12 protein-coding genes are annotated in these 13597 nt (G+C 41.3%); 5 read left to right on the forward strand and 7 right to left on the reverse strand.

Annotated features, from left to right (window positions below):
* Positions 1 to 182 precede the first annotated feature (182 nt).
* The gene (locus tag Xentx_RS05305; RefSeq protein WP_074019231.1) at positions 183 to 1766 is read right to left on the reverse strand and encodes an ATP-binding cassette domain-containing protein; all 1584 of its coding nucleotides are present in this window, start codon (positions 1764 to 1766) and stop codon (positions 183 to 185) included.
* A gap of 231 nt (positions 1767 to 1997) precedes the next feature.
* Between Xentx_RS05305 and mutT the strand changes: the two genes are divergently transcribed.
* The gene (gene mutT / locus Xentx_RS05310) at positions 1998 to 2402 is read left to right on the forward strand and encodes an 8-oxo-dGTP diphosphatase MutT (RefSeq protein WP_074019232.1); all 405 of its coding nucleotides are present in this window, start codon (positions 1998 to 2000) and stop codon (positions 2400 to 2402) included.
* A gap of 98 nt (positions 2403 to 2500) precedes the next feature.
* Here mutT and yacG read toward each other — a convergent pair whose 3' ends face one another.
* The 6 genes from yacG to ppdD form a co-directional block, all read right to left on the reverse strand.
* Positions 2501 to 2695: a DNA gyrase inhibitor YacG gene (gene yacG / locus Xentx_RS05315; RefSeq protein WP_074019233.1), complete on the reverse strand. Its 195-nt coding sequence runs from the start codon at positions 2693 to 2695 to the stop codon at positions 2501 to 2503.
* A 186-nt stretch (positions 2696 to 2881) separates the two neighbouring features.
* Positions 2882 to 3640 (reverse strand): cell division protein ZapD, encoded by a 759-nt coding sequence (gene zapD, locus Xentx_RS05320; RefSeq protein ID WP_074019234.1) that lies wholly within the window; start codon positions 3638 to 3640, stop codon positions 2882 to 2884.
* Complete coding sequence (gene coaE / locus Xentx_RS05325; RefSeq protein WP_074019235.1) at positions 3633 to 4256, reverse strand: dephospho-CoA kinase; 624 nt, start codon at positions 4254 to 4256, stop codon at positions 3633 to 3635. The genes zapD and coaE overlap by 8 nt, the downstream gene beginning before the upstream one ends.
* A 132-nt stretch (positions 4257 to 4388) precedes the next feature.
* Positions 4389 to 5588, reverse strand: a complete 1200-nt coding sequence (gene hofC / locus Xentx_RS05330; protein ID WP_074019236.1) for a protein transport protein HofC — start codon at positions 5586 to 5588, stop codon at positions 4389 to 4391.
* Entirely contained in the window at positions 5585 to 7084 is a 1500-nt protein-coding gene (gene gspE, locus Xentx_RS05335) for a type II secretion system protein GspE (protein ID WP_074019237.1), read from the reverse strand. The genes hofC and gspE overlap by 4 nt, the downstream gene beginning before the upstream one ends.
* A gap of 74 nt (positions 7085 to 7158) precedes the next feature.
* Positions 7159 to 7581, reverse strand: coding sequence for a prepilin peptidase-dependent pilin (gene ppdD, locus Xentx_RS05340; RefSeq protein ID WP_074019238.1), 423 nt, complete (start codon positions 7579 to 7581; stop codon positions 7159 to 7161).
* Positions 7582 to 7955: 374 nt separating this feature from the next.
* On the opposite strand from ppdD, the gene ampD reads away from it, so the two are divergent.
* The 4 genes from ampD (at position 7956) to aceE (ending at position 13588) form a co-directional block, all read left to right on the forward strand.
* Complete coding sequence (gene ampD, locus Xentx_RS05345) at positions 7956 to 8498, forward strand: 1,6-anhydro-N-acetylmuramyl-L-alanine amidase AmpD (protein ID WP_074019239.1); 543 nt, start codon at positions 7956 to 7958, stop codon at positions 8496 to 8498.
* A 5-nt stretch (positions 8499 to 8503) separates the two neighbouring features.
* Positions 8504 to 9358, forward strand: a complete 855-nt coding sequence (gene ampE, locus Xentx_RS05350) for a beta-lactamase regulator AmpE (RefSeq protein WP_074019240.1) — start codon at positions 8504 to 8506, stop codon at positions 9356 to 9358.
* 562 nt (positions 9359 to 9920) lie between these two features.
* Complete coding sequence (gene pdhR, locus Xentx_RS05355; protein ID WP_074019241.1) at positions 9921 to 10685, forward strand: pyruvate dehydrogenase complex transcriptional repressor PdhR; 765 nt, start codon at positions 9921 to 9923, stop codon at positions 10683 to 10685.
* Positions 10686 to 10924: 239 nt separating this feature from the next.
* Positions 10925 to 13588, forward strand: a complete 2664-nt coding sequence (gene aceE, locus Xentx_RS05360; protein WP_074019242.1) for a pyruvate dehydrogenase (acetyl-transferring), homodimeric type — start codon at positions 10925 to 10927, stop codon at positions 13586 to 13588.
* The last annotated feature ends 9 nt before the right edge of the window (positions 13589 to 13597 follow it).

Raw genomic sequence — 13597 nt, forward strand, 5'->3', positions numbered from 1 at the left:
CACACGTTGGGTATTTTTGCCAATTTTAAACAAGGTAAAAATCAACGCGACTGGCTTCAACAAGCCAACGTTATAGGATGTTAAAGTCGAGCATCGCGTTAATTTAATAAAAACCCTTAGATCTCATCCTGCAAGAATATCTTTCAATAAAATTTGCTTAAGATATAGATTTGAGGGTTTTGTCATAATACTAGCTCCTGCATATTGCCTATATTTTCAATGAATTTATCGTCGTGGGAAATAAGTACCATAGCACCCGTATAATCATGTAGCGCTTTTTGTAGCAGTTCACGTGATTCAATATCCAGATGGTTATCTGGTTCATCCAATAACAACAGGGCAGGAGCATATGGCCCACAAAACAGGCAAGCTAGGGCGACTTTAAGTTGTTCTCCTCCACTTAGATAACCGACAGGTTTCAAGGCTTCCTCACCGCGAATACGTAATTGTGCCAACCGAGTACGGTAACGATCTTCTGTCCAGCCTGGTGACTGTAATTGAAAGTTATGCAGTGCAGATTGGTTTTTATCAAGGAACGAAAAATGCTGATCCATAAGTCGGTATGAAGACGTTATCTGACACGTGCCTTGTTGGGGAGTGAGAGAACCGGCCATTATTTTTAGTAAAGTAGATTTCCCACTGCCATTTTTACCAATAATAGCAAGGCGGTCACTATTATTGATGGTTAAGTTGATAGGGGAAACTGAACCAAAAGGTAAAACGATATCCTGTAGGTGAAGTAAAGGGGCTGTGGCTGTTTGTGGTGTGGCAATTGCAATTGACAGGGGATCAATAATTTCCAATTTTGTTCTGGCATCGGTAGCCAGTGAAGCACTTCTTTGTATTCGCTCTTCATGTTGTTTTGCTTGTCGTGATAGTGTGGCTTCTGAACGATCTCGTTCACGATCAAGAATGAGCTTAGTTTGATTGGCATTTTCCCGCCGTTGCTTACCCTGAATTTGCCTTTTGCTAGCCAGCTCATGATCTTTTTGCTTATCACGTAAGGCTTTTTTTAAATTTTTCCTGGTTTGATCCACTTCACGTTGAATGCCTAGCCGTAGTTGTTCTTTACTTTCCAACCAGGTTTCCCATCCACCGATACTGCGGGATAATCCTAATCCGCTGAGTTCGTAAACAACGGATACATGCTGTAATAGTTGGATATCATGGGTAACCAGTAAAATGCCTCCATCAAAAGTATTTAGCCATTGAGCTAGCCACAGGCGGCCTTGTCGGTCAAGGTGATTGCTTGGTTCATCCAGAATAATAAAACCTGCGCCTTGACGTTTCAGTGCCAACAACCTGACCCGTGTTTGTTCTCCGCCGCTCAAGGAATTAAAAGGTTGATTTAATATGCTTGGGTTTAGCTCACCTTCTGCCAGTAAAGACCCAGTTTGAAATTGCCAGTCCCAGTTACCCTCCATAACATCAAAATCTGTTTCGTCACCAACACCCGCCAGAACACGTTCATTGGCTCTCATGATTTTGGTTAATCCCAACATATCAGCGGCATTACCGGAAAAAGGTGTTAAGCCTTGTGACAAACAGCCTACATCACAAAAATGTTTTACATTGCCTTCTGTAGGAGGGATCTGCTGCGCCAATATTGAAGCCAGCCAGGATTTACCAATACCATTGCGTCCAACTAATGCATGTTGTCCTGCATTTAAGAATATGTTGATACCAGAAAACAGGGGAGCTACTTCACCAGAAAATTGATAGCCGATTTGCCTTGCTTCGATCAATGATTGCACATCATTTAGCATAAACCGTGCTTCCTTAATTTTTAAAATAGTTGTTTCAATCCTATCTGTCGATTAATTTCTGACACTGTTTACAGCTTGTTTTTACATGATATGTTTTTTCCAGAGAGATAATTGGTAATAAAAAACGATTATATTTGGAATGAAATACAAATTTGCGGCTTAAACTAATTCTAATGTAATCTGCAAGAGATAGTTACTTAAGTTGAATAATAAACTGTAAGAAAAATGATTATGGAAAAAAAACATCTGCATATTGCAGCAGGTATCATTAAAAATAGCAATGATGAAATTTTTATTACTCAGCGTAGAGCTGATTCACATATGGGTGGCTTTTGGGAGTTCCCGGGAGGAAAACTTGAACAGGGAGAAACACCTGAACAAGCATTGATTAGAGAATTAAAGGAAGAAGTTGGGATCACAGTAACGCATTGTGAATTAATTGACACCATCAAACATGATTTTCCTGATAGAAGCATCACTCTTGATTTTTTCCTGGTTGATGAATGGGAGGATGAGCCGTTTGGTAAAGAAGGGCAGCCTTCCCGTTGGGTTTTACAATCAGAATTAATTGCTGATGAATTTCCTCCAGCAAACCGTAGTATTGTTGGCTTTCTAACCCAAAATGGTTCCTGCTAAAGGATTTTTAATAAATTAGGGTAGTTAAATCATTCAATATAAGCGGCGCTAAATAAAACAGGTGCCGCTATAACATGCGTTACGTGATATTATTTATACTATTCAGGCTGTTCGCTCCAGTTATCATTTTCTGAACTGTCGCTTTGGCTTGCTATTCGTTTTTCTTCGCTGGCCCATTCACCTAAGTCGATTAATTGGCAACGTTTACTACAGAATGGGCGGTATGGGCTAATTTCTCCCCACACTACCGTGTTGCCACATGTTGGACATTCGACAGTTAATACTTCAGACATAATACTTTCTCCCGCTTGATTTGAAGGTCATACCCTCCATTTTCACATCGCAGTTTTGTTGGCTGAACTCATTGTTTCAGTGATGTATTTATAAATGTAGAGTTATATAAATACAGAATGAGTCATGTTATTGGGAATTTATTCCCTTACTGTCGTTCTGCAATTTTAAATTTATTGAGCCTAATGTTAACAGTAGGCCAATTCAAATGACAAATGGGCGGGTACAACACCATGCTCACTATCCATTGGTAAAAAACGGATGGCGAAACGTGTTTTGTAGCCGGAGACTTGTGGGTAAACCAATGTATCTGGCACTACGTCCAATTTTAATCTCAACAAATCGGCTTCATCGGCATTCCCCTGATAAAACCCGTTGTGGCTGATTTTAGGGGTAAAAGCGGCGGAGTAGCGTATGAGTTCCAGAATGCTTTCCAAGGCTTTTTGTAATGGACGAAGGCTGTCCAGCCAGGCTGTGACGGATTTATCTCTGACAGATTGTGGTAAATGAAGCCACAGATGCAATGTTGGCAAGTCAAAACTACAGCATCCTCCAGGGATGCTGAGACGTTGACGTACCATGCTGATAATACGGTCTTCTTTGATATATTGGCTAAGCCGTGGAGCTTGATTCAAGGCAATGCTGCGTTCTTTAAGTTGCTCTGTCAAACTATGGATCATAGCCGTATCGGCATTTGGAGAGCCGAGCCACTGTTTTAATTTCACCTGCTGGCGCTCCAGCTCTTTTAATAGCTCAGAACGAACCTCTCCGCGTTCCAGGATCTCAATTAATTCGGCAATTGTACGGAAAAACGAGAGGCTACTCGCCTGAGAATCCAGATGACGTTGTTTTTCCAACTGTTGCAGTGAAGACTCAATCCTCAACCATGAACGCATTTTTTCATTGAGTGGATGTTCAAAAATAATAGTGGAGGTTGCATCACTCATTACGGTTTTCCTGTCTGACTGATTTTGCTTGTTTTAAATACTGTTGATGTAGTTCGGCCACACGAGAGGGAATATCCTGTTCATTGCTGTGGTTAACGATGACATCATCTGCCTTTTCCAGTCTGTCCTGACGGCTGGCTTGTGCAGCCAGAATATTTTCTACTTGCTCACAGCTTACTCCATCACGGGCCATGGTTCTGGTGATCTGTACTTCAATTGGAACATCAACAACTAAAACACGATCTGCCAAATGCATTAAATTGTTTTCAATGAGCAAAGGAACGACCCAGATGGCATAGGGGGCGGTCACTTGGTTTAATTGCCGTTGTGTTTCTACTTGGATCAGTGGATGTAAAAGTGCATTGAGCCACTGTTTCTCTTCTGGGACAGCAAAAACTTTTTGGCGCAACATGGCACGATTAAGGTTGCCATCGGGCAATAATATGTCGGCCCCAAAGTGCTCTGCGATTGCTTGTAGTGCAGGGGTGCCAGGAGCTACAACTTCCCTGGCGATAATATCTGCATCAACCAGCGGGACACCAAGGGATGAAAATACATTAGAGATAGTCGTTTTACCGCTACCAATTCCACCTGTAAGTGCAACAATATAAGTCATTCTATCCCTTTAAATATCTCTGATAGCATAATCAAATTGTAACTCAAGGAAAGCTGATGGGCTATAAACAAACACCTACAATTCTTGTTTTTGCGGCCTTGAGAAAAGATAACAAAACATGTAAATACTTTGTTAAGTTAATATTGTGCCTAATTGAAAAATAGGCAGGTACATGGCCAGTAATAATAAACCGACAATCAAGGCCATTATTAACATCAACAAAGGTTCTAATGATTGAACCAAACTATCAGCAAGGTTGATTGATTTCTCTTGATACCATTCTGCAAGATTGAATAAAAATAATTCTAATTCTCCTGATTCTTCACCTATCATGACAAATTGTTGGCATAACGCAGGGAAATATGCTGTTTGTTTTAATGCGTCACTCATTGGAATGCCTTGTTGAATTTGCCTGTGCAGATTTTTCACTCCTGCAATAAAAACAGGATGGTGGGTTGCACTGAGGGCACATTCAAGCCCTGCCATTAGTGTTAATCCAGCTTTTTGTGTTATGAACAGGATATGAAATATTTGATTAGTCTGTTGATAAATAGTGAGTTGCTTAAAAATAGGGAGTCTCAGGAAAAGCATTTTTTCTTTTGCTTTAAAAATAGGAAAACGGTGGCGTAGCCATAGATAACTGGTTAACAATATAAATATTATTAACAGTAGTAATATGCCATGATGGAGCAATAAATCAGAACCTGATAGAACCCATTGTGTTAACAAGGGCAGGGTGGCATTTAACGAAGAATAGACTTGTCGAAATTCTGGCAGAACAAAAATCAACATCAGAATAATAACCAAAAGGCTTACAAAAGCGACTATTAAGGGATAGTGATAAGCCTTTTGAATTTTCTTCCTCAACCTATTTTGCTGTTCTAAGCGATTGATGATTAATTGGCAGCAGTTTTCAAGCTGGCCGGTTTGTTCTCCTACTGCGATAAGTTGACAAAACAAGGGAGAAAATAACTTCGGATAGTGTTCCAGTGTTGTAGAGAATGATTCCCCCTGACGAATTTTCTGAATCATATCCGCTAATACACATCGCCAGATAGCATATTTACACTCTTGCAGTAAAATAATTAGTCCCTTGAGTAAAGGAATGCCTGAAGTCAGTAACGTACTTAACTGGTGAATAAAATGCAGGCGATAGGCAATTTCTTTTTTGCTGTAATAAATAATTTTTTTACATCTAATAGCATAGGGTTGAAGATCGAGATGACTGAGGTATTGGAATACACTTTTTTTACTGTAGCCAATACTTTCCCCTGTGATGGCTTTTCCATTCTTGTTAATTGCCTGCCATTGGTAAATATACTCTATTTTCATATTGTCTCATGGCCTGTAATCTGATAAATCTCTTCAAGAGTAGTTATTCCTTTTTCCACTAATGTTATCCCTGCTGAAAAAAGCGTTACATCTTGTTGTGAGGCAAGTAAATGTGAGAGGCTGGCATTAGAACATTCAGACAGGGTTTGCTGGAGTTCAGGTTTGATTTCGAGAAATTCATAGATGGCGGTTCTGCCATAATAACCAGAGAAGCAGTGATCACAACCAACCGCATTCCATTTTTTTATAGATGTTGAACCCATAATATTAGGAATCACTGTGGGAATACTGTCCTGTTGTCGGCAATGGGGGCAGAGCTTACGAACCAGCCGCTGTGCAATAATCAATTTCACACATGAGGCTGTGGTATAACCAGAAATTCCCAAATTATGCAGGCGAGATATCGTATCAATAGTGGAATTGGTATGCAGGGTTGATAAAACCAAGTGGCCTGTTTGAGCTGCTTTCATTGATATTTCAGCGGTTTCGTTGTCACGGATTTCGCCAACCATAATGATATCGGGATCTTGCCGCAATAATGCTCTGAGGACTTTGGCAAAATCGAGACCAATCTTGTTATTAACAGGCGTTTGGTTGATGCCATTTAAAGGAATTTCGACAGGATCTTCGACACTACAGATATTCTTTTTAGTTTGGTTTAAATATTGCAGACAGCTATATAACGTAACCGTCTTTCCGCTGCCAGTCGGGCCAGTGACTAAAATCATCCCTTGTGGTAAATGGAGTTTTTGTTTTAAAAGTTGTAATTGTGGTTCAGGCAGTCCTAACTGTTCCAGAGATAGTTGATGTATGGTATTTAAAATACGCAGGACTATTTTTTCCCCATGTAGTGTGGGGAGTGTTGATATACGAATCGCATAACTGTTTTTGTTGTCACTCCAGTCAAATTGCCCATCTTGAGGCTGGCGTTTTTCAGCAATATTGAGCTTTGCCATAATTTTTAAGCGGGCAGGAATACCCGTATTCATTTGAGGAGGAGGTGCCAGCATGGTATGTAATGTACCATCAACTCGAATACGTATTTGGTAGCCACGTTGAGATGGTTCAAAGTGAATATCTGAAGCTCTTTTTTGTATTGAAGTTAATATTGTTTGATTAATTAATTGAATAATGGGTGTGTCTATTCCCTCATCATGGAGATTGTTGGTTTGTATTGCATCATTATAATGAGCATGGCGGCTATCGAGACGATCTATACGGTACGGTTCTTCTTTATCACTTTCTGAACAGTAATTTTTTGCTGACATTAATGAATTTTCTTCTGTCAACATTGATTCTATTTTTGCTTGTGGCCAAATATCTACATTAACGATTAAACCTGAAATAAATTTCAGTGCGGAAATGAAATCCTCATTAGGTGATTTATTACAGGCAATTGTGATCGCATGGAAATCTTTTTTTATAAGAATGGCCTGGTGTCGTTGACACAGTTCTTTTATTTCTTTTTCCATTAGGAGGTGATCCTTATTTACCATTATCTTTATTCCTTTAATATTGGCGTGACTTGATTATTTGAAACTTAAATTCTACTAGGAATGACAGGAGGTGTTTAAAATTTCAAAGTTTCCTGACATTTTAGTTTTAACGATTCATTTTCAGATTCACAAATCGCGTTCCATTGAGTGAAACCAGTCTTTGTATCTTGAATAGGTTTTAACGTAGTATGGAGTCCGTTAAGGTTTTGCTGGCCCACCACCGTTATCTCTCCATCTTTTACTGAGATGGTGCTGACATAGCGGCTATTGTGGCCTGATGGAATGGAGGGGTGACCAGAGTGGCAATCTTTATAATTTTCAGCTTCAAAGCGACACAGTTCTACACCAGATTTATAAGGCATAATAGCTTGTAGCATATCGGTTAATGCTGCTTTTTGGATATATCCCTGATAACTGGGAATGGCAATTGCGCCGAGAATAGACACGATAGCCATAACAACCATCACTTCAATTAATGTAAATCCCTGTTGTTTCATCTTTTCTCCTTGTATATGCATCTGAACTGATTGCCATATTCAATAGCAGATATACCCTTCATATTTTGAATTGCAATCTATTGGATATCGGTACCTATAATCATGGAGAAAAAAGAGAAAAATAAAATATCGTTAATGAAATTTATGAAGTCGGCTCGAAAAAATAACTTTATGTTACATTCTATTGCACAAATTTTTCGAGCCTGCCCGTAACTAAGAAGACACCCGATATATTGGCCGATTGAAGGTGCTAACATGCTAACCTGTTACACTTTAAGTCATAGCATTACGCTTAATGAAGCTGATTGGTATTGGCCATATTGGAAGGATGATGTTGGCAAGGTGATATTAAATATTAAGGGGGAGGTAAAAGAATGAAACTGCATGAAGGGTGGATTGATAGTGCGAGAAAGGTTATTTCCCCACATTGTGATCTGCGGCCAGAAGGAGAAATACCATCATTACTGGTTATCCATAACATCAGCTTACCTCCCGGCAAGTTTGGCGGTCCTTATATTGATCAATTATTTATGGGGACATTAGATCCTAAAGCCGATCCTTTTTTTGATGAGATTAAGCATTTACGTGTTTCTGCTCACTGTTTAATCCGGCGTGATGGTGAGGTTGTACAATATGTTCCTTTCAATAAAAGAGCTTGGCATGCTGGCGTTTCCTGCTACTGTGACCGTGATAAATGTAATGATTTTTCGATAGGTATTGAACTGGAAGGCACAGATGATGAGGAATTTACTGAAATTCAGTACATCAAATTGGTGAAAGTTACTGAGCTGCTTATTAGTCAATATCCTGATATTTGTGACAATATAACAGGACACAGCGATATCGCACCGGGAAGGAAAACTGATCCTGGGCCTTATTTTTATTGGGAACATTACCGTCAACTATTGAAGGAGTGAGTTGGATGACTCTCTTTATTCTATTGTTAATACTAGCATGGGAACGTGTTTTTAAGATGAGGGATCACTGGCAACTGGAACGTTATTTAGCCCCAGTTTTTGTCAGACTCAAATCACATTCACTATGGGGTAGCTTAGGAATGACCTTTTTGGTCGCTTTATTGACATGGAAGCTTATTGATATTTCTAGCTCTGTTGCTTTTGGTATTCTCGCGGTGGTGCTGGGTATCATAATCAGTCTGTTATGTATTGGCGCAGGCAGGTTACGGCATGATTACCGTGGATATCTCCAGGCTGTGCGCCAGAATGATTTTGGGCAGCAGAAAAAGTATCTTGCTCGTCTGACGATGATTCAGGGAACACTACCCGACACCACAAAAGAAGAACGATTACGTGAGATACAGAATTCATTGATTTGGATAAATTTCCGTTATTATCTTGCCCCTATTTTTTGGTTGGCTGTACTGGGTAAATTCGGTCCTGCGGTTTTGATGGGATATGGTTGCCTCAGGGCTTATCAAAGTTGGTTAGCCCAGCACGCAACGGCAGTGCAGAGAGCACAATCTGGCGTTGATGGGATACTGCATTGGCTGGATTGGCTCCCTGCACGTTTGGCAGGTATTGCCTATGCGTTGTTAGGACATGGAGAGAAAGCCTTACCCGCTTGGATTGCATCACTGACTGATTTTCGGTCATCACAATACAAAGTAGTCAGTCAATTAGCACAATTTGCATTAAGTAAAGAGCCCCATCTTAACCCGATAGAAACGCCTGTTGCTGCTGTAACGTTAGCGAAAAAAGCAACTTTTGCTATTGTGATTATTGTCGCACTGTTGACGATTTACGGGGCATTAGTTTGATAAACAAGAGAGATAGAGGGCTAGGTGCGCCCTTTATTTTTCTGAGATAACAAATTGCTATGATAATAAGGATAACGCTGGGGGAATTTTTAGAGGTAGTGGCTTGAGCTTACCCGTGGCATCGGGCGTCGTTATTTGATTTTGTCTATTTTGATTGACTTATGGATTATCTGTAATGATTTTTATTTTGAATTTTAATTCATATTTTTTGCATGATTTACGATTTATTATCTTGCTGTAACGTTTCACTTTGCTCGTCTATGCGTTTAAAAACGTTAAATTTCCCTAATTTCTCCTATCTTAAAATCCTTTTCGGTTATAATTTTCTAATAAAATTTAAAATATTTTGTTAAAATTTGCAGATTTTTATGATTTAACCCAAGGTCTTTATAGACAGCTAGTGAATACTTTGTTACTTTAAGACCCTGTATTCTAAATTGGTATTACCAATTGACTTTGACCTGTTAACCAGGGTTTAATGACTAAGATTTAGTCAGTGAGACTTAGTTGAGCAAGGCATAGTCCGAAGCAACATTTACTTATTGAATGGCTTACAGCAGATATGGCCTATAGCAAGATTCGCCAACCAAAGTTATCAGATGTGATTGAGCAACGTCTTGAACAGCTCATTCTCGAAGGCTCGCTACGCCCGGGAGAAAAACTGCTGCCTGAACGTGAGCTGGCAAAGCAGTTTGAAGTATCACGTCCTTCATTGCGCGAAGCCATTCAAAAATTGGAAGCCAAAGGCTTTCTTTTCCGTCGTCAAGGGGGCGGAACTTTTGTGCAGAACAATCTGTGGCAAAGTTTCAGTGACCCACTTGCCCAACTTATTGCAGATAATCAAGAATCCCAGTTCGATCTCCTTGAGGCACGTCATGCGTTAGAGGGGATTGCTGCTTATTATGCAGCACTTAGAGGAACTGATGAGGATTTCAAACGCATTGAGCAAAGCCATCTTGCCATTCAAAAAGCACAACAAAGTGGTGATGTGAATGCGGAATCTGATGCTGTCTTGCAATACCAACTTGTTGTCACGGAAGCTGCCCATAATGTGGTATTGCTGCATTTATTGCGCTGTATGATCCCAATGTTAGAACAAAATATCAGGCGCAATTTTGAAGTCATTTATACCCGTAAAGAAATGTTGGCAGCGGTGAGTGACCATAGGGCTGAAATTTTTCGCTCTATCATGGCGCGGGAACCAGAAAAAGCCCGTGAGGCTTCTCATCGCCATTTGGCCTTTATTGAAGAAGTTTTATTGGATTTGACTCGTGAACGTACTCGTCGTGAGCGTTCATTGAGACGGCTCCAGCAACATCAGGAATAAGAGCCTGTCCCTTGGGGCGTCATAGACAAATCAAATTCCCGAATGGGTAGGTTCTAACTTAACTGTACAGATCCTGACTGCTGCGTTTGTACAGTTTGTCGACTCTTTACCGAGAGTTTTAGCGGCAATATATAGCAGGGCCTATCTTCCGGTCATAACAGGCAGTTTCGTCAAAAGGTATGACCAGAAGATAGGCTCCAATAACCATTAGAAAATAGATAACAGATAAGGAATACACCATGTCAGATATTTTGAAAAATGACGTGGATCCGATCGAAACTCGCGATTGGTTACAGGCGATCGAATCGGTCATCCGTGAAGAAGGTGTTGAGCGTGCTCAGTTCCTGATTGATCAGGTTTTGAACGAAGCTCGTAAAGGTGGCGTTAGCGTTGCTGCAGGTGCTGCAAGCCGCAATTACATCAACACTATTCCTGTTGAGGATGAGCCTGCTTACCCTGGCAACCTGGATTTAGAGCGTCGTATCCGTTCCGCTATTCGCTGGAATGCGGTGATGACCGTTCTGCGTGCATCTAAAAAAGATTTGGAACTGGGTGGCCACATGGCTTCATTCCAGTCTTCCGCTACTGTTTATGAAGTTTGTTTTAACCATTTCTTCCGCGCTCGTAACGAAAATGATGGTGGTGACTTGGTATACTTCCAGGGCCACATTTCTCCAGGCGTTTACGCACGTGCATTCCTTGAAGGTCGTCTGACTGAAGAGCAGATGAACAACTTCCGTCAAGAAATCGGTGGTAATGGCCTGTCTTCTTACCCGCATCCAAAACTGATGCCTGACTTCTGGCAGTTCCCAACTGTTTCAATGGGTTTGGGGCCAATCTCCGCTATTTATCAGGCTAAATTCCTGAAATATCTGGAAAATCGTGGTCTGAAAGATACCTCTAAACAAACCGTTTATGCTTTCTTAGGCGACGGTGAAATGGATGAGCCAGAATCTAAAGGTGCGATCACTATCGCAACTCGTGAAAAACTGGATAACCTAGTATTCATCATCAACTGTAACTTGCAGCGTCTGGATGGTCCAGTAACCGGTAACGGCAAAATTGTTAACGAACTGGAAGGTATCTTCGACGGTGCGGGCTGGCAGGTACTGAAAGTCCTGTGGGGTGAGCGTTGGGACGAACTGCTGCGTAAAGACACCAGCGGTAAACTGGTTCAATTGATGAACGAAACGCTGGACGGCGACTATCAGACATTCAAGTCCAAAGATGGCGCTTATGTTCGTGAACACTTCTTCGGTCGTTACCCAGAAACTGCTGCATTAGTCAAGGATATGACTGATGACGAAATTTGGGCTTTGAACCGTGGTGGTCACGATCCGAAGAAAGTTTACGCTGCACTGAAAAAAGCACAGGATACCACTGGCAAACCAACTGTAATCTTGGCTCAGACCATCAAAGGTTACGGTATGGGTGATACCGCTGAAGGTAAGAACATCGCTCACCAGGTTAAAAAAATGAACATGGAAGGCGTTCGTCAATTCCGCGATCGTTTCAGTGTGCCTGTATCTGATGAGCAGATCGATAACTTGCCATATGTAACTTTCGACAAAGACTCTGAAGAATCTAAATATCTGCATGAGCGTCGTAACGCATTGGGTGGTTATGTACCAAGCCGTCGCGTTAATTTCGACGAAAAACTGGAAATTCCAGCGCTGGAAGAATTCAGCTCTCTGCTGGAAGAACAATCCAAAGAAATTTCTACCACTATTGCTTTCGTTCGTGCACTGAACGTTATGCTGAAGAACAAGTCAATCAAAGATCGCCTGGTTCCAATTATTGCTGACGAAGCTCGTACCTTCGGTATGGAAGGTTTGTTCCGTCAAATCGGTATCTACAGCCCTAATGGTCAGCAGTATACTCCGCAAGACCGTGAGCAAGTTGCATACTATAAAGAAGATGCAAAAGGCCAGATCCTGCAAGAAGGTATCAACGAACTGGGTGCTGCTTCATCTTGGCTGGCTGCTGCAACTTCTTACAGCACCAACAACTTGCCAATGATCCCATTCTACATCTACTACTCCATGTTCGGATTCCAGCGTATTGGTGATCTGTGCTGGGCAGCGGGTGATCAGCAAGCTCGTGGCTTCTTGGTTGGTGGTACTTCTGGTCGTACAACTCTGAACGGTGAAGGTTTGCAGCATGAAGATGGTCACAGCCATATTCAGTCTCTGACTATTCCTAACTGTATCTCTTACGATCCAGCATTCGCTTTTGAAGTTGCTGTTATCATGCAGGATGGTTTGGAGCGTATGTATGGTGAGAAACAAGAGAACATCTACTACTACATCACCACACTGAACGAAAACTACCACATGCCAGCCATGCCTGAAGGTGCTGAAGAAGGCATTCGTAAAGGTATCTACAAGCTGGAAAGCCTGGAAGGTGCGAAAGGTCAAGTTCAGTTGCTGGGCTCTGGCTCTATCCTGCGTCATGTTCGTGAAGCAGCGAAGATCCTGTCTGCTGAATACGGCATCGGTTCCGATGTGTATAGCGTAACTTCCTTCACTGAACTGGCTCGTGATGGTCAGGATTGTGAGCGTTGGAACATGTTGCACCCATCAGAAAAACCTCGCGTTCCTTATATTGCCCAGATCATGAATGAAGCTCCAGCAGTTGCTTCTACTGACTATATGAAACTGTTTGCAGAGCAAGTACGTAACTTCGTTCCTGCAAGCGACTATCGTGTATTGGGTACCGACGGTTTCGGTCGTTCTGACAGCCGTGAAAACCTGCGTCATCACTTTGAAGTTGATGCTTCTTATGTGGTTGTTGCAGCTCTGGGTGAACTGGCTAAACGTGGCGAAGTTGATGTGAAAGTTGTTGAAGAAGCTATCAAGAAATACAACATCAACCCAGAAAAAGTTAACCCACGTCTGGCATAAGAGGTAAAG

The organism is Xenorhabdus thuongxuanensis (assembly GCF_001908095.1).
GTDB lineage: Bacteria > Pseudomonadota > Gammaproteobacteria > Enterobacterales > Enterobacteriaceae > Xenorhabdus > Xenorhabdus thuongxuanensis.

Coding starts and splice junctions, on each gene's coding strand:
- zapD (WP_074019234.1), bottom strand. CDS start 3,640: ATGAGTGATGCAACCTCCACTATTATTTTTGAACATCCACTCAATGAA.
- ppdD (WP_074019238.1), bottom strand. CDS start 7,581: ATGAAACAACAGGGATTTACATTAATTGAAGTGATGGTTGTTATGGCT.
- pdhR (WP_074019241.1), top strand. CDS start 9,921: ATGGCCTATAGCAAGATTCGCCAACCAAAGTTATCAGATGTGATTGAG.
- Xentx_RS05305 (WP_074019231.1), bottom strand. CDS start 1,766: ATGCTAAATGATGTGCAATCATTGATCGAAGCAAGGCAAATCGGCTAT.
- aceE (WP_074019242.1), top strand. CDS start 10,925: ATGTCAGATATTTTGAAAAATGACGTGGATCCGATCGAAACTCGCGAT.
- hofC (WP_074019236.1), bottom strand. CDS start 5,588: ATGAAAATAGAGTATATTTACCAATGGCAGGCAATTAACAAGAATGGA.
- ampD (WP_074019239.1), top strand. CDS start 7,956: ATGAAACTGCATGAAGGGTGGATTGATAGTGCGAGAAAGGTTATTTCC.
- gspE (WP_074019237.1), bottom strand. CDS start 7,084: ATGGTAAATAAGGATCACCTCCTAATGGAAAAAGAAATAAAAGAACTG.
- yacG (WP_074019233.1), bottom strand. CDS start 2,695: ATGTCTGAAGTATTAACTGTCGAATGTCCAACATGTGGCAACACGGTA.
- mutT (WP_074019232.1), top strand. CDS start 1,998: ATGGAAAAAAAACATCTGCATATTGCAGCAGGTATCATTAAAAATAGC.
- ampE (WP_074019240.1), top strand. CDS start 8,504: ATGACTCTCTTTATTCTATTGTTAATACTAGCATGGGAACGTGTTTTT.
- coaE (WP_074019235.1), bottom strand. CDS start 4,256: ATGACTTATATTGTTGCACTTACAGGTGGAATTGGTAGCGGTAAAACG.